The following is a 24,809-nucleotide window of genomic DNA, read 5'->3' as shown; positions in this document are numbered from 1 at the left end:
GCATCACGATCCGAACTCCTTCGACCAGTTGATCGCGTTGACGTAAATGCCGAGCGGGTTCTTGCGCAGCCGCTCGATATCGCGGGGCGGTTCAATGACGGTCGTGAGGATCGCGCTCCACCGCTCGGTGGCCGCTAACTGCCCGTTCTCGTAATGCCGCTCGGTCCAGGTTAAGCGGAAGCTGTCGACGGAAGCGCGAATGACGCTCGAGACCTCCACAGTGACTTGTGTTTTCCCGACCTTGGCAAAGGGATCGTTGTTACGGGCATAGTCATTCAGCGCGCCAGCGCCACGGTCGGTGGTGAAGTCATAGGCGCGCAGCCAATCCTCGCGCAGTACGATGGCGTCCAGCGGAAGGCCGCGCACATGCTCGATAAAGCGCGCGAGATGGAAGGCGATCTGCGGGTCGCTCGCCTGGTAGCCGGCATTTGCCGGAGCGATGGTTCTTGCCTCGCCCAGATGATCAACTTCGACAACCCAGGGCGTAACCGTTCCCTGCGCCGATTGCCAAACGAGGGCACCCGCAAATCCGGCGCTCAAGAACAAACATGCAAACGCCATCAAGCGCCAGTTTTTGGCCTGCACACGGGCTGAGCCAATACGATTGTCCCAGACTTGGGCGGCCCTCTGATAGGGCGTGACCGGTCCCGGCGTGCTGCCATAGTGGACGGCCGATCGTTTGAACATGCGGAGATCTCCCTGAAACTAAATACGCGCCTTGAGCGCCGCCGGGCCCGGAAAGGATGAAAGACGCCTTCACTGGCATCGTTATTCTTGCTCCCTAAGATCGACCGATGCGCCACCGCCTCCGTGGTCGCCGGCACGAACCGCATTTGTCGCGGCTGTCGCGCCCTGGTGGATCGCTTGTGCACGCTTTGCGCGGCGCGCCCAGGCAGGCATCTCCTGAGAGGTCGCAGATGGTGCATCTGACGCACTCACATCACGAGCCGTGGCGCCGAGACGAGCAGCCAGGAAACGCAAAGGACTTGCCGCGCCAGAGGCGCCTGCTTCCGCGACGCCGGCGAGACCGCCAGCCCTAAATGCACTAGAAGTTCCGCTCGCGATGGCGGTCGCACCCCTTGCCGTAGTTCCGATTGCGCCCGTGGCCAGTCCAACTCCACCTGCAGCAAGCCCGGCTCCAGCAGCGACCAATCCTCCTGCCGCAAGACCCGTGCCCACCGCCGCCCCAGCTCCAAGCTGCGGTCCACCGGAAACAATGCCGTTGGCGATACCGGGTCCGAAGATTCCGAGGCCCAGCAGCGACAATGCAGCAAGGACCAGCGCCATGGCGTCTTCGACCGTTGGCTGGTTGCCTCCGAAGCCGGCCGTGAATTGTGCAAACAGGGTCGATCCGATGCCGACGATGACCGCGAGCACCAGGACCTTGACCCCGGAAGAGATGACGTTGCCGAGCACCCGCTCAGCGGCAAAGGCCGTTTTTCCAAACAGCCCAAATGGGATCAGCACAAATCCGGCGAGTGTCGTCAGCTTGAACTCGATCAGGGTAACGAAGAGCTGGATCGCCAGGATGAAGAAGGCGAGCAGCACCACGATCCAGGCGAACAGCAGGACCGTGATTTGAACGAAGTTTTCGAAGAAGCTGACGTAACCCATCAGGCCCGAGATCGATTCAAGGATCGGCCGCCCGGCATCGAGACCAACCTGAGCGATCTTTCCTGGCCTGAAAAAGTCCGCCGAGGAAAGGCCGCTACCGGACGCTTTCAATCCAAGACCGGCGAAGCTCTCGAATACGATCCGGGCCAAGCTGTTCCAATTGCCGATGAGGTATGCGAACACACCGACAAACAACGTTTTTCTTACGAGCCGGCTGATGATCTCCTCGTCAGCGCCCCAGGACCAGAACAGGCCGGCGAGCGTAATGTCGATTGCGGCGAGCGTCGTTGCGACATATCCGACTTCACCTCCGACGAGCCCGAAGCCGGAGTCGATGTAGCGGGTGAAGGTCTCCAGGAATTGGTCGATGACGCCCGTGCCGCCCATGGTTCACTCGTCATTGTTGGGAATGGAGGGATAGCCGGACGGCAGACGGCTCTCGTCCTTGCCGCGCAGAGGCGATGTTGCGTCTGGATTAGATTCGTTAATGCGAGCCCCTGATGGTCCGCTGCCAAAGCCGAAAAACTCACGGCGCTTCTCGTCCCAGAGCTTTCGGCACGCGGACAGATCATCTTTCTGCTCGTATTGAACCGTCCGGCACCGCTCGAGCTTTGAGGCGGTCGCCTCAGAGGACCCTTGGGTGATCGACGCCCCGGACGGAGTCTGATCTTGATCGCCGCGCAGCCGGATCGCGCAAGCCGCAACAACCAGGACAGCAAGCATCACCGCCAATACGATCGGGATTCGTTCAAATCTGTTCTTCGACATTAGTGGAACATCTGCACTGTTGTGGGTTGGTAGCCCTGCCCTTGATTGAGGAATCGCCTGAGCTGCTCCCTGCCCTGATCCTGGGCGGCCGCCCGCTCTGCCTGCTCCAAGGTCTGAGCACGCCCCTGGGCGGCAACTGCCGCCGTGAGATCTGTGAGCTGCTGGTTTTGCAGCGCGAGCAGCTGATTGCCGGCTTGGCTGGCCTGCAGCGCACCACTGGCGCCCTGGCTTGCACTCACAAGGGCCGACATCTGGGTGCGGTTGGTGTCGAGATTGCCGACCACGGTCGCCTGCACGCGCATGGAGTCCTGCAAGCCGGCAACCGCGTTCTGCCAGCGTGTTTGCGCATTTGCGATCAGCGCCTGATCCGGCTGGCTCGAAGAAGCCGGCGCATAGGTGGTTGAGAACGCGCGGTCGATCTGCCCGACATCATAAGCGATCCGTTGCGCCTGCCCGAGCAACTGCTGGGTGCGCTGAATTGACTGCTCGAGCTGCTGCAATGAAGAATACGGCAGGCTCGCCAAGTTCTTGGCCTGGTTGATCAGCATCAGCGCCTGGTTTTGCAGCGATGTGATCTGATTATTGATCTGCTGCAATTCACGGGCTGCCGTCAGCACGTTCTGTGCGTAGTTATTGGGATCGAACACGATCCACTGTGCCGTGGCCTGTTCTGGCACTTGGACGATGGCAGCGGCGATCAAGCCCGCCGCTACAAGCTGAATTAGACGTCGCATCAGAGGCTCCCCATCTTTGCAAGTTGTGGAATAAGGTCGCAGGCCCAGGCGAGCTCTCGCGCCTTGAGCCAAGCTGTCACGAAATTCTCCCGGCCGTGTTCGGCCAGGACCTGATCCATCAGGGCCTGATCGGCCTTCGAGGAGCTCGCCGTGAACGCGAGCGCGACCTCACCTAAGCCCAGCTCGAACAGGCGATTGCCCTGACGGGACTGGCAGTAGTAGTCCCGCTTCGGTGTTGCGCGAGCGAGAATCTCGATCTGCCGGTCATTGAGCCCAAAGCGGCGGTAGATTGCCGTGATCTGCGGCTCGATGGCGCGGTCGTTGGGCAGCAGGATTCGGGTCGGACAGCTTTCGATGATCGCCGGTGCAATCGTCGAGCCATCGATGTCGGCAAGCGACTGGGTCGCAAACACGACTGACGCGTTCTTCTTGCGAAGCGTCTTCAGCCATTCGCGCAGTTGCCCGGCAAAATGGGCATCATCGAGCGCGAGCCAGCCCTCATCGATGATGAGAAGGGTGGGTCGGCCGTCAAAGCGGTCCTCAATTCGATGAAACAGATAAGAAAGGACCGCAGGGGCGGCCGCAGTTCCGATCAGCCCATCGGTCTCGAACACCTGGACGGAGGAGCCGCCGAGGTGCTCGCCTTCCGCGTCGAGCAGGCGATCATATGAACCGCCCAGACAATAGCGCTGCAGCGCACGCTTCACCATATTGGACTGAAGAAGCACCGCTAGCCCTGTAAGGGTGCGCTCGCCGGCAGGCGCAGAGGCCAGGGAGGTGAGCGCAGACCATATGTGCTCTCTGATCTCAGGCGTGACCTCGACCCGTTCTCGCGATAGAATCGAGGCAATCCACTCGGCCGCCCAGCCGCGTTCGGAGGCTTCGTCGATTTTTGCCAGCGGTTGCAAGGCAACAAAGTCGGAGGATTCTTCCGCGACCGCGCCGCCAAGATCATGCCAGTCGCCGCCCATTGCGATGGCCGCGGCCCGGATCGAGGCACCAAAGTCGAAGGCAAAGATCTGTGCCCCCGGATAGCGGCGGAACTGCAGGGCCATCAGCGCCAGGAGCACGGATTTGCCGGCCCCGGTCGGCCCTATAATAAGAGTGTGGCCGACATCGCCGACATGTAAGGAAAACCGAAACGGCGTCGATCCCTCCGTCTTGCCAAAGAACAGAGGCGGCGCCTTGAAGTGATGGTCCCTCACCTCCCCGGCCCACACGGCCGATAGAGGGATCATATGAGCCAAGTTGAGGGTCGAAATCGGGGGCTGGCGGACGTTGGCATAGACATGTCCGGGCAGGCTGCCGAGCCAAGCCTCGACCGCATTGACCGTCTCGACCATGCAGGTGAAGTCGCGCCCCTGGATCATTTTTTCGACGAGGCGCAGCTTTTCGTCGGCTGCGCGCGAACTGCCGTCCCAGACGGTCACGGTTGCGGTGACGAAGGCTTCGCCGATTTGATCTGAGCCCAATTCCTGGAGGGCTGCATCGGCATCGATCGCCTTGTTGTTCGCATCGGTGTCGAGAAGAGCCGACGCTTCGTTGGTCATCACCTCTTTCAGGATCGCCGCGATCGATTTACGCTTGGCAAACCACTGACGCCGGATTTTTGTGAGAAGCTTTGCCGCATCGGCCTTGTCGAGCATGATGGCTCGGGTCGACCAGCGATATGGGAAAGCCAAGCGGTTGAGATCATCGAGAATCCCCGGCGTCGTCGCAGTTGGAAACCCCACCACGGTTAGAACACGAATGTGGGCGTGGCCCAACATCGGCGCTAGCCCACCGGTTAGCGCTTGATCGGCGAGCAAGGCATCAAGGTACATGGGAATTTCGGGCACTCGGACCCGATGCCGTTTGGTCGAAATGGTGGAATGCAGGTAGGTCAGCGTGGCCTCGTCATCGAGCCAACCGCATTCCGGCATGAATCCTTCGACGAGCTGGAGGACGCGATTGGTGCGATCCAGAAAGCCGCTCAGCACTTCTTTGGAATCTACGCCAGCCGTTCGATGACCCCCCTCATAGAGCAGCCGTTCTGCAACAGCGGCGCTCTCGGCTGGCGGCAGATAGAGGAAGGTCAGATAGTAGCTCGACTCGTAGTGAGCTCCCTCCTCTTCGAACTGGGCCTTTCGCTCGGCGTCGACTAGAGCGGAGGCCACGTCGGGAAAGGTGTTCGGAGGATAGGCGCCTGCGGCATGGCGCTGCGCCTCCACGAACACAGCCCAGCCGGATCCGAGACGGCGCAGCGCATTGTTCAATCGGCTGGCAACCGCGACAAGTTCTGCCGGCACGGCGCTCTCGAGGTCAGGCCCCCGAAACCTTGCCGTACGCTGAAACGAGCCATCCTTATTGAGGACGACCCCCTCATCGACGAGCGCGGCCCAGGGCAGAAAGTCGGCAAGACGCGTGTTTGAGCGTTGATATTCAGCGAGATTCATCATGGGACAATTCATGTGTTGAGGTGGCCGGGGACGCGGACGTGGCGGCGCACGACTTCGACGAATTCGGGATCGCGCTTGGCGGCCCAGACGGCAGCCATATGGCCGATGAACCAGAGCAGGAGGCCCGCAATCCAAAGCCGCAAGCCCAAGCCAAGCGCCGCCGCCAGGGTGCCGTTGAGGATCGCGACCGACCGCGGGGCGCCACCCATCAGAATCGGTTCCGTCAAGGCGCGATGGACAGGCACGACAAAACCTGGAACTTCATCCATCAGATCACCACTCCGCCGCCGAAGGAGAAGAACGACAGGAAGAAGCTCGAGGCGGCAAAGGCGATCGACAGACCGAACACGATCTGCACCAGCCGCCGAAATCCTCCCGAGGTATCGCCAAATGCCAGCGACAGCCCGGTCACGATGATGATGATGACTGCAAGGATCTTGGCGACGGGCCCCTCAACCGATTGCAGGATCTGGTTGAGCGGCTGCTCCCACGGCATGTTCGAGCCAGCGGCCCAGGCGGGAAGCGCACAGGTGGACGAGAGGGCTGATGCCGCGATGACAATGAGGCGCTTGTTGCGGGGCGATCGAAAGCTCATGGTTGATCTCCTATTGCTGAAAGGCTGTAGTCACCGGAAGGCCCGAGCCCCGAGACGCGAGCGAGCTCGGCGAGGCGGCGATCGGCGCCGCGGCCAACAAGCACGGCGATGACATTGATCGTTTCGGCAATGAGCGCGCGTGGAACCGTGACCACAGCCTCCTGGATGAGCTGTTCAAGCCGGCGCAGCGCACCAAGAGCAGTGCCGGCATGGATGGTCCCGATGCCGCCGGGGTGGCCTGTCCCCCAGGCCTTGAGGAGATCAAGAGCTTCGGCGCCGCGCACCTCGCCGATCGGAATACGATCGGGCCGCAGGCGCAGCGAGGCGCGGACAAGATCGGATAGCGAGACCACGCCGTCGCGGGTGCGCAAGGCAACAAGATTCGGCGCTTTGCATTGAAGTTCTCTCGTATCTTCAATGAGAACGACGCGGTCCGACGTCTTGGCGACCTCCGCGAGAAGTGCATTTGTCAGGGTGGTTTTCCCAGTGGAGGTACCGCCCGCGACCAGGATGTTGTGGCGAGCGGTGACGGCCGTTCGAAGAGCGCCGGCCTGCGCAGTGGTCATGGTCCCGGCGGCGGCATAGTCGTCCAGAGAGAATAAAGCCACGGCCGGCTTGCGGATCGCAAACGCGGGGGCGGTAACGACGGGCGGCAGCAGACCTTCAAATCGTTCCCCGGTCTCCGGTAGCTCGGCCGAGACACGTGGCGCACCCGCATGAACCTCGGCGCCGACGTGGTGAGCGACCAGCCGAATGATCCGTTCCCCGTCGGAAGCTGACAGGCCTTCGCCGGTCTCGGTCAGGCCACTCGACAGCCGATCGATCCACAGTCGACCGTCTGGGTTGAGCATCACCTCGACAATCAAAGGATCTTCCAAAAAGCGCCCGATCGCGGGACCAAGCGCAGTGCGCAGCATGCGCGCTCCGCGTGAGACCACCTCCGGCTGAAACGACTGGATCGTCATCGATGCCCCAAGAGCTGAGGCACCTCAAGCGGCCTCAGATGGGTATGATTAGAAGAGCAGGGCCTTCATTGGCGCAACGCGCGGCGCGTGGCGATCGTAGGTTGGCGTAGGAAAAGAAAGATCGAACCAGATGCTTGGACTCGCGGAGTCGTTGACGCTCTCGCCGATCAGGCGAGGGAGTGGAATTAGCCGATACGGCTCGCGCTACCAGTCCTCGTCTTCAGGCTCGAGGACGTCAGCTTCTGCTGATGTCGCGGATGCCTCAACCGGGGCTCTATTTGGTTCGGGATCGCGGAGAAAGAATTTGGCGAGCCGGCCGCCCAAACTACCAAGCCATGGGAATATGAACCAGCCTAGCGCCAGAACCTGCACCCCAACGGCGGATGCGAACGCGACCTGGTAAGCAATGATCGGATAGTGGCCTTCCTGAACGGACCATTGGTCAAGGATGAGTCCGGTCCCGTATTGGACGATGAAACACCAGCCGAAGTGAAGAACGTTCAAGCCGGCATTTGCTCTGCCGGTGAGCTCTCTTGGAAAATATTCCGCTACGGTCGCATAGCTGAGGACCGTCGCTGCACCGACTATCGAGATAACGATCCATGGCAATAGCGATGGCAACGGGAGGCGCAGGATCAACGCAAGCTCAGCCCCTACAAATAGCACTGTCACAGCTCCGAACAGAGCTTCCGAGCCAATTCCACGTCGGCGTAGCCAATCAGCCAACGTACCAAGTAGCAAGGCGCCGCCGCTGGTCCCGAGTGCCATGATGAAGAGACGTGTGATCGAGGATTCGCGGCTGAACCCTTCGACGTTCGTCATCCAAGGTGCTGCCCACAAGGCCTGCAATGACCAGGCTGAGCCAATACAGCTTGCCGAAAGCGGGGCTATCCGCCAGAAGCGCCGGTCCGTGTAGATCGCACTTAGCTCTCTTGCGGTCGGCTGACTTACCCGTGGTCGCGCGGCCTCAGGAACCGTCCAAAAGATGAGGAGGGCCGAGGCGAAACTCCCAAGGGCCAAGAGCTCAAACAACCCACGCCAGCCCGTATATTCTAACAGCCACTGGGCTGGCGTTGTTGCAGTCACCGCACCGAGTGCGCCGAACATCATCATGTAGCCATTGACCAGGGCAATACGCTCCCTTGGAAACCAGGTGACAATGGCCTTCAGCCCAGCCATCGCTGCAGCCGAGACTCCGATGCCGATCATGGCACGCGCGACCAGAAGTTCCAGAAATCCTGAGGACGCTCCAAATAGAGCCGCCCCGCCGCCGGCAATCATGAGGAGCACGCTCTGGACCCGACGTGGACCAAACCGATCCAGCAGAGTTCCGATTGGAATCTGGACGCCCGCGAACACCAGAAAATAAACCGACGTCAGCAGGCCAAGATTGGCAGCATCCAGACCCAGATCAGCTGAGAGCTGTCCCGAGATCAGCGTGTTGATGGTCCGGAACAGATAAGAAAGGTAATAGCCGGCCACGAAAGGAAGGAAAACACAGCCGATCAAGCGCCAAGTCGAAACTCGTCGCCTGCCGTCGGATTGCGAAGCATTGAGACTGGACGGGCCGTTCGCTCCTTCTTGCGCGCGGATCCCGCGGTCGCCGGCCGATTTAGCCGAACGCGTTTGGCAGATGTTGAAAGTTGCCGTTGCTGCCGCCCTCCTCGGCGGCAGCGTTCATGTCGGCGTTTGCGTCTGGAATGATGGCGGCAGGGCCCTCCTGGGCAGAGTCCGCAGAAATTTGCGAAACATCGTCAGGCGCATAGCTGGGAGCATTCGAGGCGTTGATTTGGTCGATCGTCTCTCGCAGTAAAGACCGGTTCGAGCCCACGCGCCGGTCGACCTGTTCGGCCAGCGTCCTGAATCGCTCCTGGCCAAGTGCACACGCTTCACGCTGCTGTGATTGCGGTATCTGAGGTGTGACGGTGAGATGATAACGGGCGTGCAGCGCAACCGTCTCGGCAATCATGCGGACCTCGCCATCCAATCGTTCAAGTTGCCCGTTTATCCGATCGAGCGCCTCATGAATGAGACCTTCGATCGGCGGCGCGGGATCAAGAAAGCGTTCAAGAGCTGCCTCCACGACCGTGCTCTTCCCAACGCCGGGCCGGTCCGTTGCAATTTCGAGACGACGGGAAATCTGTTCGGAAAGCTGGACGCTGACCTTTCTCGTTACGGCAGGGGTTTGCTGCCTCGTGCTCTCAGCAGCATCGGCTCGGGTCAAATTTGGCTCGTTTGCTTCATCGAGCGCTGTTTCAAAGCTCATGCCCGGCTCCTCCCGGATACAGAACAGGTCCAGCACGCCCATGGTTGAGCGCGTGCGGAATCGGTTCGAAATGACAGTGATTGCCCCACCGATGATGGGACGACACAAAGGGCAGGACGGCTGCTCGTTTCAATCGCCGGAAAATTGAAAGCGTAGTCTGGCGTAGCCAAAGAAAGGAACGGCGGTCTCGTGGGATAGGAGTTGTTGCCCGGTTGTTCGCCCCGCCGCCATGTCCAGGCTCACGTCCCTCACCAAAGTCTGCCCCGCGCGTTGCGCCGACCAAAGGTTTAGCAAAATGCATCGCAACGCGCGCGTGGTTTCGCCGCCTTCGCCCTTTAAACCGTATCTAGTAGCAAAGTCGGGAGGCCTGTTCGTTTCCCGGGGACACACCAATTGAACCGCCCCGGGTTTGCTGGAGATTCCAACTCCTGGGAGGATGGAGCAAAGACGACGAGCAAGTTTTCCGCCCGAGGTCCGGCTGACTTTCGACCTTGTTGACTTTGCAACTGTCATCGTCATCGGACGTGCTGCGCACATAGGCCCGGTTGTAGACGTAGCCAGCGATCCTGCATCCGTCGGCGGTAGCGGTCTGAGCCCAGATACCCTCAAACGGATAGCTTTGCGCACCTTGTGCGCCCGCCATGTCGATCGTTAAAGCCGTTGTAACGCCGCACGCGAGGAGGACAGCGACGGTCTTCATGGCCTGCCCTCGCGCACGGCCTCGAGCATCTCGCGATGCCGACGCTCCTGGTTATCGTTGTTGACGACAACCACCGCCCAGATGGCGGCGGGCAGCCAGCCGATGCCGGTGATCTGGAGAAGCAGGCAGAGTATTCCCTGGCCGATGCGGCCACGGATGAACAGCGCCAGCCAAGGCAGCAGGATAGCTACGGCAATCATGGAAGGTCCCCCCGAGGAAAACCGCTAGGCATCTTTAAGACGCCAACGCCGCTTGCCGAGTCGTTTCAATACGTTGCATGCCTGGTTGAGCATCGGCGCGCTTTTCCTTTTCGGAATTATTGTGCGCTTCAGGGCCGAAGGCGTAAATCAGGAGTAATGCAAGGGCTGCGGCATGATCTACGGCTATGCCAGGGTCAGCACCGGAGGCCAGTCATTGGCGGCCCAGCTCGATGCCCTTGGCCTGGAGGCTAGCCGGATATTCGCCGAAAAAATCAGCGGCGCCGAGTCGAACCGGCCCACCTCAAGAGGCTGCTTCGCAGTGTAAGAGCGGGCGACGTGGTGGTCGTGACGCGCCTAGACCGCATGGCGCGATCAACACGCGACCTCCTGAACATCCTCACCGAGCTGAATCATAAGAAAGCGGGTTTCCGGTCTTTGAATGACCCGTGGGCGGATACAACGACGCCGCAGGGGCGGCTTATCGTTACCATCATGGGCGGCATGGCCGAGTTCGAGCGCGAGCTGATCCGCGCCCGAACGAACGAAGGGAGGGCCAGAGCGGTCGCAGCGGGGGTCAAGCTGGGGCCCAAAACTCACCCTGGCACAGCGTCAATCTGCGTTGGCGCGACGCGCGGCGGGGAGAAGCATCAAGTTATTGCCAGCGCTTTCAACGTAAGCTGCTCGACAATATCCCGGTTGAAGCCGATGGATGGACAGCCTTATTGGATGCCGAATTTGGATGGGAAGTACAATGAGACTTGATCCGAACCGGCTGATACTTGTCCTCGCGGTTCTAATCCTTGCCGGAATGGCGGGTGCGTGGAATTACCGGCTTGAAATCGGTAGAGAGGGCCTAAAGTTTGAGACCAACTTGGCGAAGGCCCCTTCGCGCTCCATAGAATAGGGCCATAATAGGGCTCGCAAAAGCTGGGGGCTTGACGATTCAGCCCTCGATACCCATAATATATGCAAATGGATCGGGCTTTCTCGGTCGGCGTCGTGGCTCTGGGCAACCGGGGCCTTTCGCTTTTTAGGGGAAGATTTTCAAGCCGTAGCCGGTCGCACTCCCCTTGCCGTCTTTCCTCAGTTTCTTCTCGATAATATCGTAGGCGCGATTTGGCTGGTCAGGCGTGATGACGCGCCGGGCAATCGGTTGTGCGACCAGGTCGGCGAATTGCAACCCGGTCGAGTTGTGCTTTTTATCCATGAACCGAATCTCGAAGTTCGGCATTTTTCCGGCCTGGTTGTTTCCGTCGCAGATTCGGCGGAACTCCAACTCAAGTCTTGCATCCTCTTTGGCGCCACGGCACTCGACGAGCAAGAAAGTGGTCTTGTCCAGCTGCCCCAGGTCGCGCAAAAAATAGAAAAGCCGTTCCATGCAGAACACGAGGGCAATTTCATAGGGATCGCGCGGCTCGGTGTATTTCTTCTTGTGAGCGACTTTGTCGATTACTGCCGCGATGACAGTAACGGCGCCCCTTCAATAGCCTTATTCACCTGATCGATGAACGCGGCGCGGGTTTTAGCCTCGCGCAGGATATTGAAGTCGCCGTGTTGCTTCCTGATCTCGTATCCGCGCAGTACGATTGCGTCGTGTCCTCAAAATTCAAACTTGAGGCGCTGAACGCTTGGCACGACCGTCTCAACGAAGTCGGATTTCCTGAAAACGCAGAATGCCAGCGAGAACACTGGAAAATTGGGGTCGATCGATTGCAGGCTGTGGTCGCCGCTCTCATCGACATAAACGACATAATCACTGAATGGCATGCAGCTTACTACCACGGCAACCTACAATCGGCGACCCGAGAATTCGCGCGTTGATACTGGAACGGGCTTTGCAAAAGCAAAACCTGCCCCCTTAGCTCCGACTAGCGGATGATGCGGCTCTCATCTCGATTCGATGAGAATCAATCCCCTTGCAGGGAAACTTCGCGATAAGCGCCCACTTCAGAGCGACGTCCTTCGACTGTAAAATCGATACCCACCCGCCGATTCGCAGGGCAATCGTGAAGGGACCCGCCCGAATGACGATTCAGAGATATGGTGTTGGCGACCGCGTCAGATTTCAACCCTACACGCAGGAAGCCGCGGAGGTTGACTACGTCACCGGTGTTGTACTCGAGCCACGACGGGATATCCCGCTCGTCGGCCAATGGGTCGACATCGATTTTCAAGGAGTCAGGCGACGTGGGGTGTCAACGGCCAAGCTTGAGCTCGTCCGACGAGCGCCGAAAGATGCGTATGATGATCGCTACACTGAAGATCACGAAGCAGTTGATCGCGAGCGTGATTGGCGGCGGCTGAAATAATGTCCGGCTATTGGGAATACCGGACCAAGCGCGGCACATTTCGAATCGTCCCGCGAGCGCGGTCGTTTCATCCGTTCTTCGAAGACGAGGATCTGGGGGCTTATCACTCAGCTGCGGCCGCCCTGGACGACCTCGTTGGAGGGCACACCTACTTTCCTTCGAACGGTCTGGACCCATCCACGTGCGGCCTACCTGACGACATTTCAGAGTGGTCTTTTGTCAGGACAGGCTAAAGAGTGCGTCCCGCCGAGCCGAGGAAGATGACCGCAACATGGTTGGGAAGACGAAAGCGCGATGAATCCACTTGGCTGGAAACGCGAACACCAAGTTGCACTCCTCGTCGCATCGGCAGTCGGCGCCTTTGTCGTTAGCCCGAGTTCGCGGATTCGCGTTGGAAAATCGCGATTCTGAGATTTTTTCGTGAGCTAAGCGATTGATCTGCAAGGAGTTGGATCGTCGTTTTCGGCCGAAAACGGTTGTAGTGAAGACCTACCCGATTCCCAAGGGCGTGGCGTTGCGGGTAGATTCGCTGCGCCATGTTCCTGCGACGCACCGAGCGAAAGAAGAACGGCAAGGCGCACCACTATTGGAACGTGGTGGAGAACAAGCGGCTCGATGACGGCCGTGTGGTGCAGCGGCATGTGCTGTATCTCGGCGAGATCAATTCCTCTCAGGCAGCGGCATGGCGCAAGGCGATCGAAGTGTTCGACGAGGACGCCGGCCGCGCACGGACACTGGCGTTGTTCCCGGAGGATCGCTGTGAAGCGGTGACCGGTGATGCTTCCGTCATTCAGCTTCGCCTGTCGGAGATACAGCTTCGTCGTCCGCGACAATGGGGTGCCTGCTGGTTAGCGGGACAGTTGTGGCAGGAGCTTCAGCTTGATCGGTTCTGGGCCGATCGGTTGCCACCGAGCCGCAAGAAGACGCGCTGGGATCAGATCCTGCAGGTGCTCGCGACCTACCGGCTGATTGCGCCGGGCAGCGAGTGGCGGCTGCACCGGCAATGGTTCGGCAACAGCGCGATGGCCGATCTTCTGGGAGCGGACTTCGGGCTTGCGGAGGAGCACAAGCTCTACGCCTGCCACGACCTGCTGCTCGCACACAAGGACGCGCTGTTCTCGCATCTGGTCGGACGCTGGCGCGATCTGTTCAGCGCCGACTTCGACGTGCTGCTGTACGATCTGACCAGCACCTACTTCGAGGTCAATGCCGCGGACCTGCCGGAAGATACAAAGCGCCGCCATGGCTACAGCCGTGACAAGCGGCCGGACTGCCCGCAGATCGTGATCGCGCTGGTGGTGACGCCGGACGGCTTGCCGCTGGCTTATGACGTGTTGCCCGGCAACACCGCCGACAGCAAGACGCTGCGAACGTTCCTTTCCAAGATCGAGCAGCAATACGGCAAGGCGCGCCGGGTCTGGGTGATGGATCGCGGCGTGCCGACCGAGGCCGTATTGGCCGAGATGCGGGGCAGCGATCCGCCGGTGCAGTATCTGGTGGGCACGCCCAAGGGCCGCCTGAACCGGCTGGAGAAGCACCTCGTGGACAGGCCATGGCAGGAGGCGCGCGAGGGCGTCAGGGTCAAGCTGCTGGCCGAGGATGGCGAACTCTATGTCTTCGCGCAGAGCCATGATCGCGTGACCAAGGAACGCGCGATGCGCCGGCGGCAATTGAAGTGGCTGTGGAAGCGGCTGCGCCAGATCGCCGCCATGGAGCTGACGCGCGAAGAACTCTTGATGAAGCTCGGCGGCGCGCGCTCACATGCGCCGGCGGCCTGGCGTCTGGTAGACGTTGAAGTCGACAGGCATCGACCGAGCTTCAGCTTCGCGCTCGATCGCGCGAAGCTGCGCAAAACCCGGCGACGCGAAGGCCGCTATCTGCTGCGCACCAACCTTACCGACAATGATCCGGCCCGCCTCTGGCGATACTACGTCCAGCTCGTCTCTGTCGAAGAGGCCTTCCGCAATCTCAAGGGCGACCTCGCAATCCGCCCCGTCTTCCACCAAGACGAGAGGCGCATCGAGGCGCACATCTTCATCGCCTTCCTGGCTTATTGCATGCAGATCACGCTGACGCGCCGCCTCCACGCGTTGGCGCCGGGACTGACCGCGCGCAGCGCGCTGGAGAAATTTGCCGCCGTCCAGATGATCGATGTCCATCTGCCGACCACCGACGGCCGCGAGATTAAGCTCACTCGCTACACCCATCCCGAGCCCGAACTGCAGCTTCTGATCGACCGGCTGAAGCTCAAACTGCCACCGCAGCCGCCACCCAGGATCACCGCAGCCGCCGTAGTGAAGACCTTTTGAGCTAACCCATTGATCCGGCTTAGGCGAGCCCTTCAAAAACCCGCCAATCCGCGAAGACGGGTTAGGGTGAGCGCAGACCCTCGGATGGAAACGTTGTTTGGCGGGCAAGCTGAAGTGACGCGCGTCGGACTCTAAAAGTGGAGTTGTCGTCGTCCAACCGAACTGCGGCTTAGTGCGTGCTTTCACTCTCGCAAAGCTACTTGTTGCGCATCCGGCCGTTCGCGTCCGCTACTCCGTGTTTGCCAGGATGAATTGCGACCATTCGACCGTCCGGCCCCTGCAGACCGTGACATCCCTTCGGTATCGCTGCCATTCGGCCGTCGCGACCTTCGAGACCATGACCGCCCGCTGGTATGGCGGCCATCCTCCCATCTCGGCCCTCCAAGCCATGGCCACCTCTCGGAATTGCCACCATCCGGCCGTCTCGACCCTGCAAACCGTGTCCTCCGGCGGGGATAGCGGCCATCCGGCCATCGCGCCCCTCCAAGCCATGACCTCCCTTTGGGATCGCCACCATGTGACCGTCGCGACCTTGGAGCCCATGGCCGCCGTCTGGAATAGTGACCGATACCCCGTCGCGCCCCTTCAGCTTGTGCGGCATTCAACCCTCCAGCAATTTGTAGCTTCTTACTTAGATATACTCGCGCCAAATAAGTAGGGGCCCCGTGAGGATTGTTCATCGCGCCGATGCGGTCGGTGTGGTCGCAAAAGCGCCCTGGGGCTTCGCCCGCACTCGGGAGCGCTATTTGCAGCGTCACGCGAGTGCTTAGTTCACCTTGACCGGCTCATGCCGGAATCCGGCTTAAAGCCGATGGAAAGCCCCTCGCCTCACCGGCACGGCCGGGTCAAGGCCGCGTAGCGCCCGCAGGGCTTGGCCTTGATGCGGTCGGGACCGGTGTGGCTCTCGCCTATCAAACAGCGAAGCAACGCGGAGCCGGAATATGCACCCGGACAGCATCAGTGATAGCGATAGCCGCAGGCGGATGCTGGACCGAGTGCAACCGCGAGACCGGTAAAGAAGGCACCCGGCGCGCGCATTAGTGATAGCGATGCCCGCAGGCAAATGCGTGACCGAGTGCCTCCGGCGAGCGGTACATTGTCGAGCGTGAGGGATTGTTACCCACATGGGCGGAGACGAAGCACATCTCCAATGGAGATCCGCGCGGCTCCGGGCAACGCCTAAAGCCCGACCGAAGGCCACGCCCCATGCTCACCGATAACCTGGCTGGCGTGGGGCTCATCGGGCCCATTCATCGACATGACCTAGGTCAGCGTTTTCGTGGTTCGAATCATATCAAGCGGCCTCGGCGAGCTTGTAGGACCAGGTGTGGATGACTGGATACCGATTGACGTCGTCGATGCCGGCCATGATACGCTCCTTGAGTTCGTGTTTTGAGGTCACCCGGATGTGGCGCAGGACGGAGCGGGCGAATTTGGAGAAGAAGCCCTCGATGAGGTTGAGCCAGGAGCCGTGCTTGGGCGTGAACGTAAACTCGAAGCGGCCTGCCGGTTGTGTATCGAGCCAGGCTCTGGTTTCTTTCGAGATGTGTGCGGAGTGATTGTCGAGAATCAACTTGATCGCGGTACCGGCCGGATAGGCAGCATCGATAAGTTTGAGGAATTCGATGAACTCGCGGCTGCGGTGGCGGTCTTTGACGAGAGCGTGGACCTTGCCGGTCAGCAGATCGATTCCAGCCAACAAGCTGAGCGTGCCATGACGTCGATACTCAAAATCGCGCGCAAAGGCCGGATAGACGCCTGGCACAGGGGGCAAATCCGGCGCCGTCGTCGCGATCGCCTGGATTCCGGGCTTCTCGTCGTAGGAGACGATCGCCACCCGCTTGCCCGATTTCTTCGACCTGGCTGCGCTCTTCTTCAGGATCTGGACCTCGCGATAGACACACAAGACCTCCGCCATTTTCTGCTCGAACTCGGCATCGCGACGCTCCAGATAGTAGCGCACCTTGTGCGGCTTGATTTCCTCTTGGCCGAGAATCTTGCACACCGTGCCCTGGACCAGGTTGGCAACGCATTGGTGCCCCGCCGACGGGCCATGCTCACGCGCATGGCGTGCCAGCAGCCGCGTCGTCCACAGCTCGTGCGGGTAGCCGTGCTCCTTGGCCTTGTCGCACGCCAAAGACACCAGCCAGGCCTTGGCCTCCGGCGTGATCACCGGCTCCTTGCCCGGTCGCGGTCGGTCGTCGAGTGCCGCCACCGCACCATAGGCTACCGCCCGCTCGACGCAGCGCTGAACCGTCTGATGATGCACACCAAGTCTTCGTCCCACGGCAAAGAACGACGGGTTCTCGCGATAGGCCAGCAGCATTGCTGCCCGTGACACCCGGCTCGCCGGCTCGGTTCGAGACCGCGAAAGAGCCGTCAACGTTTCAATTTCCTTCTCAGTCATCGCCAACTCGACTGCTTGCCGCCATGTCGCCATGATACCAACCCTCGTTCGGACAATCTCAAAACGAGGAATCCACGAACACACTTCCAGTTCCGTGCCGGTTTCATGGAATCGGTCGTCTAGCACTACCTTGGCAGATTTTTAGCGGCGCGGGATTGAACGAAGCCGCTGCCGCGGCGCGAGGGGCAAGGTGGCGTAGATCGCCCCCTGGCTGAGAGGATGTGGGTGTTGGAGCCCACCCCCTCAGACAGGAGTATTGAGATGGCCGATTTGAGCCCTCTTCGCCGCCGCATGATCGAAGACATGACCGTCCGCAATCTGTCGCCGGCGACGCAACGATCCTACATCAGCGCGGTTTCGAAGTTCAGCCGCTATTTCGGCAAATCTCCGGATCGGTTGGAGCTGGAAGATGTCCGCGCCTTCCAGGTGCATCTGGTCTCGACCGGCATCTCATGGCCGGCGCTGAACCAGATCGTCTGTGCGCTACGGTTTTTCTACGGCGTCACACTTGGCGAGGCGCTCATCCCGGAGCGCATTCCCTATGCGCGAGAACCGCGCAAGCTGCCGGTCGTGCTCAGCGCCGACGAAGTGGTTCAGTTCCTCGAGGCCGTGTCCAGCCTGAAGAGCCGCGCCGCGCTCACCACGGCCTATGCGGCCGGACTCAGGGCCTCCGAAGTCGCGGGACTGCGGATCGAAGACATCGACAGCGCCCGCGGCGTCATCCAGGTGCGCCACGGCAAGGGCGCGAAGGATCGCAACGTGATGCTGTCGCCCCAGCTGCTGGGCATCCTGCGCACCTACTGGCGGCTTGCCCGGCCGCGGCTTTATCTGTTCCCGGGTCGTGACCAAGATCATCCGATCGATCAGACCGTGTTGCACGCCGCCTGTCGGTCGGCGGTGAAGGCTGCGGGCCTGACCAAGCGCGTCACGCTCCACACGCTGCGCCACAGCTTCGCGACGCATCTTCTCGAGAACGGAACCGATATCCGGATCATCCAGGTCTTGCTCGGGCACAATAATTTGTCGTCGACAGCGCGCTACACGCAGGTCGCCACCGATACGATCCGGGCAACGCAGAGCCCGCTCGATCGCCTGTCGCTGGAGGTGACGCCACCTAGATGATCCGCGGCGGGATGCGGGTGATGATCCGCCCCGACAGCCGCTGCAACAGGCCCGCCATCGAGATTGCCGATATTCTGCGCCAGCATGGCGACACCTATCGCCGTGTACATGCCGGTCATCTCGGTCGGGTCGAGCGGCGCGTGATGAGCGCGATCGTGGCGTGCCGGACCGAGGCGCTCGGCGGCCACATGGAGGCTTGCGACGACTGCGGCACGACACGCGTCGCCTATAATTCTTGCCGCAACCGGCACTGTCCGAAGTGTCAGGGGCCGGCCCGAGCCGCGTGGCTCGCCGCGCGAGAAGCCGACCTGCTGCCGGTTCCCTATTTCCACGTCGTCTTCACACTGCCGGCTCCGATCGCCGCGATCGCCTTTCAGAACAAGGCCATCGTTTATGCGATCCTGTTCAAAGCCGCCGCCGAGGCGATGTCGACGCTCGCCGCCAATCCACGCCGGCTCGGTGCCGAGATCGGCGTCGTCGCCGTCCTCCACACCTGGGGGCAGGCGCTGACGCACCATCCCCACGTCCACTGCGTCGTGCCGGGCGGCGGCCTCTCGCCCGATGGCGCGCGCTGGATCGCCAGCCGACCAAACTTCTTCCTGGCCATCAAACCGCTCGCCCGGCTGTTCAGACGCCTGTTCCTCGAACGTCTGACCGCCGCCTTCGACGCTGGCACCCTGAACTTCTTCAGCGATCTCGCATCCCTGGCCGAGCCTGCCGCCTTCGCAGCTCACCTCGTCGCCATGCGGCGCATCAGCTGGGTCGTCTACGCCAAACGGCCGTTCGGCGGCCCCGCGCAGGTGCTGGCCTATCTCGGCCGCTATACCCATCGCGTTGCAATCGCCAACAGCCGGCTCGTCGCCCTCGACGAGGATCACGTCGCCTTCACCTGGAAGGACTACCGCCAGAACGGCGCGACAAAGATCATGAAGCTCAAGCCCGACGAGTTCATCCGCCGCTTCCTTCTTCACACGCTGCCCGATGGCTTCCATCGCATCCGCCACTTCGGCTTCATGGCCAACGGCCATCGCGCTATCAAACTTGCCCTCTGCCGCAAACTTCTCGAGTCTGAGCGGACAGCGCCAAACGATGGCGAGCCGTCGCCTGTGGATTCGGACGCTCCGACGTGGGCCAAGGTTCCCGCCTGTCCTGATTGTGGTGGCGTCATGCGCATCATCGAGCGCTTTCGACACAGCTTCAATCGTTCCGGCGCTCCAACCCAATCGTTCCGGTGCGACACATCGTGAGCCAATTCATGCCGTGCACGACGATCATCATTCGTCATTATGATCCCATCGTCTCGATCATCGCAGACGCTGCCGAATCCGTGCGGCCAAACAGCGCGATGAAGATTATTCGACGCAGCGGGCCCTCGACCACGACCGCCTGTAAAATGCTCTCTGTCTCAAGTTGCCGCCATTGCGCAACCAAAACGTCGCCGCGTCAGCTCCGCAGTCTGCCGATAGCAACCCGCGATCTCAAACTATCCCCATAGCCGCACCACCGTGCATGATCTCCCGCGCCTTCGTTCAATCCGGCTTCAATGAGGTCGCGTTATAAGCGCTTGCCGCGCCCTCGCGTGAGCGCGACCTCACAGAACCCTCCAGATTCCCAAATCAGTTTTTCTGTGACTCATGGGAGGTCGGCTCATGGAGGGCCGATCAATGGACGTAAACTGGCAGGCTGATCTCGATCGCTGGCTTGCGCCGTTTGTCGCGGCGCTACGGCACAAGACTAGAGCGCGGATGTGTCCAGCCTATATCGCCGGGCTGATTGGTCCAGGAGACCGCAAGAGCATTCAGCCGATGGCGACGCGCGCTCGCGAAGTCGGCTACGATCAGCTGCATCATTTCGTCACCGCCGGAGTTTGGGACAGTGCCTCGCTTGAAGCCGTTTTGCTGAAGAAGGCAGATGGCCTGGTTGGTGATGAGGCGGGGTTTCTTGTCATCGATGACACGGCGTTGCCCAAGAAGGGATCTCACTCGGTTGGCGTGGCACCCCAATATGCCTCGTCGCTCGGAAAGACGGCCAACTGCCAGTCGCTGGTCTCGGTAACGTTGGCGTCGCGCGAGGTACCCGTGATGGTGGGCCTGCGGCTATTCCTACCCGAGAGTTGGACAGATGATCGTGAGCGCATGGCGCGGGCCGGTGTGCCGAAGGATAGACAGACTGCACTGACAAAGCCGGAAATCGCGATCGCGGAGATCGACCGCGTCATCGCCTCCGGTGCACGTTTTGGCTGTGTGCTTGCCGATTCAGGGTACGGCTCCAGCGGGACTTTCCGTCAGGCTTTGAGCGAGCGCGGTCTGTTGTGGGCGGTGGGTCTGTCGCGACGCCAGAACGTTTATCCCACCGACGTTGCCTTGATCTTCCCTGTCGCGAAGGCCGGAAAGCGCCGCAAATACCACATTCCAGATCAGCCCCCTGTCGCTGCTGAAGCGATGTTGGCCAAAGGAAAATGGCGAAGGGTCAGTTGGCGGCGGGGCACCAAAGGTCGACTGACATGTCTCTTCGCGGCCCGCCGTGTCCGCGTTGCGGATGGCCATAAGCACCGCATGCTCGATAATCGGGTGCAGTGCATGCCGGGCGACGAGGTCTGGCTCGTCGGCGAACGCCGGTCGACTGGCGAGCAAAAATACTATGTGTCGAACCTACCGGCCGATGCGAGCCTCAAGATGCTCGTCGCCACGATCAAAGCCAGATGGGTCTGTGAGCAGGCCCATCAGCAGCTCAAGGAGGAGCTTGGCCTCGACCACTTCGAAGGGAGATCCTGGACGGGGTTACACCGACACGCCTTGATGACCATGATCGCCTACGCCTTCCTCCAATCCCGCCGCCTCAAAGCAGCGGGACGAAAAAAAAAGAATCGCCGGACCGCCGCCACAGCCGAGCATGCCGGCCGTCAGGCAAGCCATCCTCGACCTCTTCGCGCAGCCTCCACCCCGGCGATGCCCGCACTGTGAGAAACTCCTCGTCGATCCAAGCAAAACTAAACTGCCAGAGTAGTGCTAGTACCTCAGCACAGTGATTTTGACGGGTTGCGTCGTGCGGCAGTCAGGTTAGCTCCGGCAGACACTTGGGATCAACGAGGACCTCGATGCTGCGAGGCATCCTTGGCTGCCTTGTGATGAGGCCCGCTCGTTCGAGCGCCAGCACCATTTGGTGAATCGAAGGCGGGCTGACGCGGAAATATTCCTGCATGTCGGCTTCTGCCGGAGGCCTTCGGTGAAGCCTCGTATAGAGGTGGATGAAGGCGAGGTATTGCCCCTGCTTGGGCGTGAAGGTTTTTGCCGAAGGACTCACGCCGGCCATCCGATTCAGTTGTTCGTGCGTGCCTCTCAGGGAGGCAGGCATGAATGTACGCTATCGGGTCGAACTCAGCCAAGTCGAGCGCGGCGAACTCAAGGCGCTGCTCAGCGGCGGCAAGCATGCGTCCCGCAAGCTCAAGCGGGCGCAGATTTTGCTGGCTGCCAATGCCGGGGCCGGCGACGAGGAGATCGCCAGGAGCGTCGGCGTGAGCGGCTCGACCGTGTACCGGACCAAACGCCGCTTCGTGGAAGGCAATCTGGAACGGGCGCTGAGCGAGGAGCCGCGTCCCGGGGCGGAGCGCAAACTCACCGGCAAGGAAGAAGCCTTGCTGGTGGCGACCGCCTGTGCGGCCCCTCCAAAGGGCCGTGCCCGCTGGACGCTCGATCTGTTGGCGGGTGCGCTCGTCAAGCTCACTGAACACAAAAGCCTGTCGCGCGAGACGGTCCGGCGACGTCTGGCGGAGAACGACCTCAAGCCCTGGCGCAAGGACATGTGGTGCATTCCGCAGGTCGATGGCGAATACGTCGCCCGCATGGAAGACGTGCTCGATCTCTACGCCGAGGCACCCGATTCCAAGCGACCGGTGGTGTGCTTCGATGAAAGCCCGGTGCAGCTCATCGGCGAGGTCCGTCAGCCCATCCCGGCCAAGCCGGGCCAGCTCGAGCGTTACGATTACGAGTATCGTCGCAATGGGACGGTCAATCTCTTCGTCCTCCTCGACGTGCATCGCCCCTGGCGCAAGGTCAAAGTCACCGAACGGCGAGCCGCAAAAGACTATGCCCAATGCATGCGCGATCTCGTCGACATCCATTATCCCGATGCCGAGATCATCCGCCTCGTCCAAGACAATTTATCGACCCACTCCGCCGGCGCCCTGTATCAGGCGTTCCCGCCCGCCGAAGCACGGCGCATCCTGCGGCGGATCGAGTTCCACTACACTCCAAAGCACGCAAGCTGGCTCAACATGGTCGAGATCGAGATCGGCGTCCTGCGGGGACAGTGCCTCGACCGCAGGATCGACGACCCCAAGCGACTGCGGCGCGAAATCTCCGCCTGGGAACGGCAGAGAAATGCCGCACGCTCCCGCATCAAATGGATGTTCACAACCGAAAAGGCCCGCGCCAAAATGGGTCGCGCCTACCCAAACCCTTCCAAAGAGTCATAATCACTGTGCTGAGGTACTAGAGATCGATCGCGCTAGCACGGGACGCGATCTATTTTCTGTGGTTTCTTCTTCCGGCGATTGCACGCAAAGCGATGGTTTGAAATAGTACGTGTATTGCGACAGCCCCAATGGGGTTCTTTTTTTGATGATCTCCAAATGGCTCGGCTACCACCCCCCCCCCCCCAGTACGATTAAGAAGCTTTTTGCGTACACCGGCAACCAGTGCGCGATGCCGAACTGTACAGAACTGCTTGTTGATCCTTCCGATGCTCGGAAAGATCGCGCATATCTGCGCCGCAGAGCCGGGCGGCGCTCGTTACGAAACCACGATGACCGACGAGGATCGACGAGCGGAAGCCAACCTATTCATCATCTGCAGCAAGCATCATGATATCATCGACGACAAAAAGAACGAGCCGGGCTGGCCACCCGACCTTCTTAGACAACATAAGAGAGACCACGAAAATCGGTTCAAGAAGGCCGAACGTCAGCTCATTGACCAGTTCGTTGATTCAACACAGATCGCTCAGCCGAGCGTATCCGAAGCATCTAAAGGCTTTGGCTGCTGCGTTGCAGTGGGATTCGATGTACAAGGACCCTAAGCAAATCAAGGGAATTCACGCGTTCATCGATAAGCTTCGAGAAGTCCCGCTTTCGGAGCGAGAATTTGCACTAAGCTTAGCCGAACGTATGAAACGACGCGGAGTCGACGTTCTGCCCACTGACGACGTGCAAGGAGCCTTCAATATTGGCGCCGAGGCACTGAAGCGCAGGATGGGCATATTGGATCACCACGGCCTCGGAAGCATCGACGAAGGGACCGGGTACCGGACATGGAACGTTTCACTTTGGAGCCGTAAGGACGGCGACAATCCTTGGATAGAGATATTGCTATTTTGCGAGGCGACTAATGCCGATCCTCGCGAATTTATTCACGATCTCAATTTTGGCCTGTACGACGGCTGAGGCCTTAAAGCGAGCTCGCTCGTAAGCGAGCTTCCGGGACGCAATATCGCGATCTATGCGCGCGTAGTAGGCCGGAGGCCTCCAGCGTGAGGGATTGTTACCCGCATGGGCGGAGACGAAGCATATCTCCAACGGAGATCCGCGCGGCTCCGGGCAACGCCTAAAGCCCGACCATCTCGGTCACGCCCATCTTGTTGAGAAACTTAGGCCTTACGCCACTGATCCGGCTTACCAACATTGGTGTGCTTGACCCGTTCAACGACGGGGCTGTGACCGGGATTTAGTTCACGGGCACGCTCGATGGCCTCGCGCTGGGTCGGCAACACATCGCTGGCGCGCTCGGAGCCACCGCGGCGAACCGCGTAATCACCCTGATCGCGGCGCTCAACGTACATCTTGTCCTTGTTATTGCTCATCGGGAAAAACCTCTTGCAGTTGATCGCCTCAAAACGTAGGAGGCGATTCGGTACGAAGTTGGAGCGCGCGTCAAGATCGTTCACGAGGCCGATCGCTTAGTCATTGTCGTCGATGACGACGGGCCCGGCATTCCGGAAGGAGAGCAGGAGAAGGTTTTCGCACCGTTCTATCGGCGCGAGCCCGCGCGCGATCCGACAAAGGCGGGGGTCGGCTTGGGTCTAAGCATTGCCCGAACGGTCGCTCGCGAACATGGCGGGGATGTCACGCTCAAGAATCGGAGTGGCGGTGGGCTGAGAGCTCTTTTTGAACTCCCGACTTAGGACGCGACCTCATTGCGGTGCAGCCACAACCTGATAGACGCACTTGAACACAGGGATCCTAGAGGAAACTCAAACCGGCCGATCAGAAGCTGGGCTGCCGCATAGGACGGGACGACCGCTTCTGACGAATGTATAGTTTAATCTTTACATTTAACTTGACATGTAAATCTATAAATTTACAAATACCTTATTCTCGTATATCTAT

General features: G+C 60.5%; 25 protein-coding genes and 1 pseudogene. 10 read left to right on the top strand and 16 right to left on the bottom strand.

Going from position 1 to position 24,809, the window contains the following annotated elements; genetic code table 11:
- Positions 1-3 precede the first annotated feature (3 nt).
- From trbF to NLM32_RS08005, 11 genes are all read right to left on the bottom strand, one after another.
- Positions 4-687: a conjugal transfer protein TrbF gene (trbF, locus tag NLM32_RS08055; protein ID WP_254128629.1), complete on the bottom strand. Its 684-nt coding sequence runs from the start codon at positions 685-687 to the stop codon at positions 4-6.
- A gap of 81 nt (positions 688-768) precedes the next feature.
- Complete coding sequence (trbL, locus tag NLM32_RS08050; protein ID WP_254128628.1) at positions 769-2,001, bottom strand: P-type conjugative transfer protein TrbL; 1,233 nt, start codon at positions 1,999-2,001, stop codon at positions 769-771.
- A 3-nt stretch (positions 2,002-2,004) separates the two neighbouring features.
- Positions 2,005-2,382: a putative entry exclusion protein TrbK-alt gene (gene trbK-alt / locus NLM32_RS08045; RefSeq protein ID WP_254128627.1), complete on the bottom strand. Its 378-nt coding sequence runs from the start codon at positions 2,380-2,382 to the stop codon at positions 2,005-2,007.
- Complete coding sequence (gene trbJ, locus NLM32_RS08040; protein ID WP_254128626.1) at positions 2,382-3,116, bottom strand: P-type conjugative transfer protein TrbJ; 735 nt, start codon at positions 3,114-3,116, stop codon at positions 2,382-2,384. The genes trbK-alt and trbJ overlap by 1 nt, the downstream gene beginning before the upstream one ends.
- Positions 3,116-5,554, bottom strand: a complete 2,439-nt coding sequence (gene trbE / locus NLM32_RS08035) for a conjugal transfer protein TrbE (protein ID WP_254128625.1) — start codon at positions 5,552-5,554, stop codon at positions 3,116-3,118. The genes trbJ and trbE overlap by 1 nt, the downstream gene beginning before the upstream one ends.
- A gap of 8 nt (positions 5,555-5,562) precedes the next feature.
- Positions 5,563-5,823, bottom strand: a complete 261-nt coding sequence (locus tag NLM32_RS08030; protein WP_254128624.1) for a VirB3 family type IV secretion system protein — start codon at positions 5,821-5,823, stop codon at positions 5,563-5,565.
- The gene (locus tag NLM32_RS08025) at positions 5,823-6,149 is read right to left on the bottom strand and encodes a TrbC/VirB2 family protein (protein WP_254128623.1); all 327 of its coding nucleotides are present in this window, start codon (positions 6,147-6,149) and stop codon (positions 5,823-5,825) included. Before NLM32_RS08025 ends, NLM32_RS08030 begins: the two co-directional genes overlap by 1 nt.
- Positions 6,146-7,114, bottom strand: coding sequence for a P-type conjugative transfer ATPase TrbB (gene trbB, locus NLM32_RS08020; RefSeq protein ID WP_254128622.1), 969 nt, complete (start codon positions 7,112-7,114; stop codon positions 6,146-6,148). Before trbB ends, NLM32_RS08025 begins: the two co-directional genes overlap by 4 nt.
- Before the next feature lie 204 nt (positions 7,115-7,318).
- On the bottom strand, positions 7,319-8,623 hold the full coding sequence (locus tag NLM32_RS08015; RefSeq protein ID WP_256568224.1) for an MFS transporter: 1,305 nt from the start codon (positions 8,621-8,623) through the stop codon (positions 7,319-7,321).
- 103 nt (positions 8,624-8,726) lie between these two features.
- Positions 8,727-9,422, bottom strand: a complete 696-nt coding sequence (locus tag NLM32_RS08010; protein WP_254128621.1) for a hypothetical protein — start codon at positions 9,420-9,422, stop codon at positions 8,727-8,729.
- Between the two features lie 654 nt (positions 9,423-10,076).
- Positions 10,077-10,280 carry a YqaE/Pmp3 family membrane protein gene (locus tag NLM32_RS08005; protein ID WP_254128620.1) on the bottom strand — a complete coding sequence of 68 codons (204 nt, stop codon included), beginning with the start codon at positions 10,278-10,280 and terminating at the stop codon, positions 10,077-10,079.
- A 172-nt stretch (positions 10,281-10,452) separates the two neighbouring features.
- Between NLM32_RS08005 and NLM32_RS07995 the strand changes: the two are divergent.
- Positions 10,453-11,042 (top strand): annotated as a pseudogene (locus NLM32_RS07995) (recombinase family protein).
- Between the two features lie 268 nt (positions 11,043-11,310).
- Here the strand turns inward: NLM32_RS07995 and NLM32_RS07990 are convergent.
- Both NLM32_RS07990 and NLM32_RS46250 read right to left on the bottom strand, forming a co-directional pair.
- Positions 11,311-11,658: a DUF3800 domain-containing protein gene (locus NLM32_RS07990; protein ID WP_375143535.1), complete on the bottom strand. Its 348-nt coding sequence runs from the start codon at positions 11,656-11,658 to the stop codon at positions 11,311-11,313.
- Positions 11,659-11,879: 221 nt separating this feature from the next.
- Complete coding sequence (locus tag NLM32_RS46250; protein ID WP_375143534.1) at positions 11,880-12,047, bottom strand: DUF3800 domain-containing protein; 168 nt, start codon at positions 12,045-12,047, stop codon at positions 11,880-11,882.
- 257 nt (positions 12,048-12,304) lie between these two features.
- Between NLM32_RS46250 and NLM32_RS07980 the strand changes: the two genes are divergently transcribed.
- Both NLM32_RS07980 and NLM32_RS07975 read left to right on the top strand, forming a co-directional pair.
- Positions 12,305-12,589, top strand: coding sequence for a hypothetical protein (locus NLM32_RS07980; protein WP_254128616.1), 285 nt, complete (start codon positions 12,305-12,307; stop codon positions 12,587-12,589).
- A gap of 536 nt (positions 12,590-13,125) precedes the next feature.
- On the top strand, positions 13,126-14,898 hold the full coding sequence (locus NLM32_RS07975) for an IS1634 family transposase (protein ID WP_254128615.1): 1,773 nt from the start codon (positions 13,126-13,128) through the stop codon (positions 14,896-14,898).
- Positions 14,899-16,192: 1,294 nt separating this feature from the next.
- On the opposite strand, the gene NLM32_RS07970 is transcribed toward NLM32_RS07975, so the two are convergent.
- On the bottom strand, positions 16,193-17,338 hold the full coding sequence (locus NLM32_RS07970) for an IS630 family transposase (RefSeq protein ID WP_254128614.1): 1,146 nt from the start codon (positions 17,336-17,338) through the stop codon (positions 16,193-16,195).
- Positions 17,339-17,566: 228 nt separating this feature from the next.
- On the opposite strand from NLM32_RS07970, the gene NLM32_RS07965 reads away from it, so the two are divergent.
- The 3 genes from NLM32_RS07965 to NLM32_RS07955 all read left to right on the top strand — a co-directional run bounded on the left by NLM32_RS07965 (position 17,567) and on the right by NLM32_RS07955 (position 21,390).
- Positions 17,567-18,427 (top strand): tyrosine-type recombinase/integrase, encoded by an 861-nt coding sequence (locus tag NLM32_RS07965; protein ID WP_254128499.1) that lies wholly within the window; start codon positions 17,567-17,569, stop codon positions 18,425-18,427.
- A gap of 20 nt (positions 18,428-18,447) precedes the next feature.
- Complete coding sequence (locus tag NLM32_RS07960) at positions 18,448-19,674, top strand: IS91 family transposase (RefSeq protein WP_254128498.1); 1,227 nt, start codon at positions 18,448-18,450, stop codon at positions 19,672-19,674.
- A gap of 387 nt (positions 19,675-20,061) precedes the next feature.
- Positions 20,062-21,390: an IS701 family transposase gene (locus NLM32_RS07955; RefSeq protein WP_254128613.1), complete on the top strand. Its 1,329-nt coding sequence runs from the start codon at positions 20,062-20,064 to the stop codon at positions 21,388-21,390.
- 91 nt (positions 21,391-21,481) lie between these two features.
- Here the strand turns inward: NLM32_RS07955 and NLM32_RS07950 are convergent, their stop codons facing one another.
- On the bottom strand, positions 21,482-21,739 hold the full coding sequence (locus NLM32_RS07950; protein ID WP_254128612.1) for a LexA family transcriptional regulator: 258 nt from the start codon (positions 21,737-21,739) through the stop codon (positions 21,482-21,484).
- Between the two features lie 40 nt (positions 21,740-21,779).
- On the opposite strand from NLM32_RS07950, the gene NLM32_RS07945 reads away from it, so the two are divergent.
- From NLM32_RS07945 to NLM32_RS07935, 3 genes are all read left to right on the top strand, one after another.
- Positions 21,780-22,901 carry an IS630 family transposase gene (locus tag NLM32_RS07945; RefSeq protein WP_254135249.1) on the top strand — a complete coding sequence of 374 codons (1,122 nt, stop codon included), beginning with the start codon at positions 21,780-21,782 and terminating at the stop codon, positions 22,899-22,901.
- A gap of 266 nt (positions 22,902-23,167) precedes the next feature.
- Positions 23,168-23,503, top strand: a complete 336-nt coding sequence (locus NLM32_RS07940; protein WP_254128611.1) for a hypothetical protein — start codon at positions 23,168-23,170, stop codon at positions 23,501-23,503.
- Positions 23,487-23,867 carry a hypothetical protein gene (locus NLM32_RS07935; RefSeq protein WP_254128610.1) on the top strand — a complete coding sequence of 127 codons (381 nt, stop codon included), beginning with the start codon at positions 23,487-23,489 and terminating at the stop codon, positions 23,865-23,867. Before NLM32_RS07940 ends, NLM32_RS07935 begins: the two co-directional genes overlap by 17 nt.
- 203 nt (positions 23,868-24,070) lie before the next feature.
- On the opposite strand, the gene NLM32_RS46040 is transcribed toward NLM32_RS07935, so the two are convergent.
- Complete coding sequence (locus NLM32_RS46040) at positions 24,071-24,367, bottom strand: DUF2188 domain-containing protein (RefSeq protein ID WP_254128609.1); 297 nt, start codon at positions 24,365-24,367, stop codon at positions 24,071-24,073.
- On the opposite strand from NLM32_RS46040, the gene NLM32_RS07925 reads away from it, so the two are divergent.
- Positions 24,329-24,604 carry an ATP-binding protein gene (locus NLM32_RS07925; protein ID WP_309144877.1) on the top strand — a complete coding sequence of 92 codons (276 nt, stop codon included), beginning with the start codon at positions 24,329-24,331 and terminating at the stop codon, positions 24,602-24,604. The genes NLM32_RS46040 and NLM32_RS07925 overlap by 39 nt on opposite strands.
- Positions 24,605-24,809 lie beyond the last annotated feature (205 nt).

Origin of the sequence: Bradyrhizobium sp. CCGUVB14 (assembly GCF_024199935.1) — a bacterium.
Taxonomy (GTDB): Bacteria; Pseudomonadota; Alphaproteobacteria; order Rhizobiales; family Xanthobacteraceae; genus Bradyrhizobium.
This window is presented reverse-complemented; position numbering and strand designations above follow the sequence as displayed.

What these genes read in the sequence shown, in the direction of transcription:
- trbF (WP_254128629.1), bottom strand. Translation starts at nt 687, where the DNA reads ATGTTCAAACGATCGGCCGTCCACTATGGCAGCACGCCGGGACCGGTC.
- trbL (WP_254128628.1), bottom strand. Translation starts at nt 2,001, where the DNA reads ATGGGCGGCACGGGCGTCATCGACCAATTCCTGGAGACCTTCACCCGC.
- trbK-alt (WP_254128627.1), bottom strand. Translation starts at nt 2,382, where the DNA reads ATGTCGAAGAACAGATTTGAACGAATCCCGATCGTATTGGCGGTGATG.
- trbJ (WP_254128626.1), bottom strand. Translation starts at nt 3,116, where the DNA reads ATGCGACGTCTAATTCAGCTTGTAGCGGCGGGCTTGATCGCCGCTGCC.
- trbE (WP_254128625.1), bottom strand. Translation starts at nt 5,554, where the DNA reads ATGATGAATCTCGCTGAATATCAACGCTCAAACACGCGTCTTGCCGAC.
- NLM32_RS08030 (WP_254128624.1), bottom strand. Translation starts at nt 5,823, where the DNA reads ATGGATGAAGTTCCAGGTTTTGTCGTGCCTGTCCATCGCGCCTTGACG.
- NLM32_RS08025 (WP_254128623.1), bottom strand. Translation starts at nt 6,149, where the DNA reads ATGAGCTTTCGATCGCCCCGCAACAAGCGCCTCATTGTCATCGCGGCA.
- trbB (WP_254128622.1), bottom strand. Translation starts at nt 7,114, where the DNA reads ATGACGATCCAGTCGTTTCAGCCGGAGGTGGTCTCACGCGGAGCGCGC.
- NLM32_RS08010 (WP_254128621.1), bottom strand. Translation starts at nt 9,422, where the DNA reads ATGGGCGTGCTGGACCTGTTCTGTATCCGGGAGGAGCCGGGCATGAGC.
- NLM32_RS08005 (WP_254128620.1), bottom strand. Translation starts at nt 10,280, where the DNA reads ATGATTGCCGTAGCTATCCTGCTGCCTTGGCTGGCGCTGTTCATCCGT.
- NLM32_RS07990 (WP_375143535.1), bottom strand. Translation starts at nt 11,658, where the DNA reads ATGGAACGGCTTTTCTATTTTTTGCGCGACCTGGGGCAGCTGGACAAG.
- NLM32_RS46250 (WP_375143534.1), bottom strand. Translation starts at nt 12,047, where the DNA reads ATGCCATTCAGTGATTATGTCGTTTATGTCGATGAGAGCGGCGACCAC.
- NLM32_RS07980 (WP_254128616.1), top strand. Translation starts at nt 12,305, where the DNA reads ATGACGATTCAGAGATATGGTGTTGGCGACCGCGTCAGATTTCAACCC.
- NLM32_RS07975 (WP_254128615.1), top strand. Translation starts at nt 13,126, where the DNA reads ATGTTCCTGCGACGCACCGAGCGAAAGAAGAACGGCAAGGCGCACCAC.
- NLM32_RS07970 (WP_254128614.1), bottom strand. Translation starts at nt 17,338, where the DNA reads ATGGCGACATGGCGGCAAGCAGTCGAGTTGGCGATGACTGAGAAGGAA.
- NLM32_RS07965 (WP_254128499.1), top strand. Translation starts at nt 17,567, where the DNA reads ATGGCCGATTTGAGCCCTCTTCGCCGCCGCATGATCGAAGACATGACC.
- NLM32_RS07960 (WP_254128498.1), top strand. Translation starts at nt 18,448, where the DNA reads ATGATCCGCCCCGACAGCCGCTGCAACAGGCCCGCCATCGAGATTGCC.
- NLM32_RS07955 (WP_254128613.1), top strand. Translation starts at nt 20,062, where the DNA reads ATGGGAGGTCGGCTCATGGAGGGCCGATCAATGGACGTAAACTGGCAG.
- NLM32_RS07950 (WP_254128612.1), bottom strand. Translation starts at nt 21,739, where the DNA reads ATGGCCGGCGTGAGTCCTTCGGCAAAAACCTTCACGCCCAAGCAGGGG.
- NLM32_RS07945 (WP_254135249.1), top strand. Translation starts at nt 21,780, where the DNA reads ATGAATGTACGCTATCGGGTCGAACTCAGCCAAGTCGAGCGCGGCGAA.
- NLM32_RS07940 (WP_254128611.1), top strand. Translation starts at nt 23,168, where the DNA reads ATGCTCGGAAAGATCGCGCATATCTGCGCCGCAGAGCCGGGCGGCGCT.
- NLM32_RS07935 (WP_254128610.1), top strand. Translation starts at nt 23,487, where the DNA reads ATGTACAAGGACCCTAAGCAAATCAAGGGAATTCACGCGTTCATCGAT.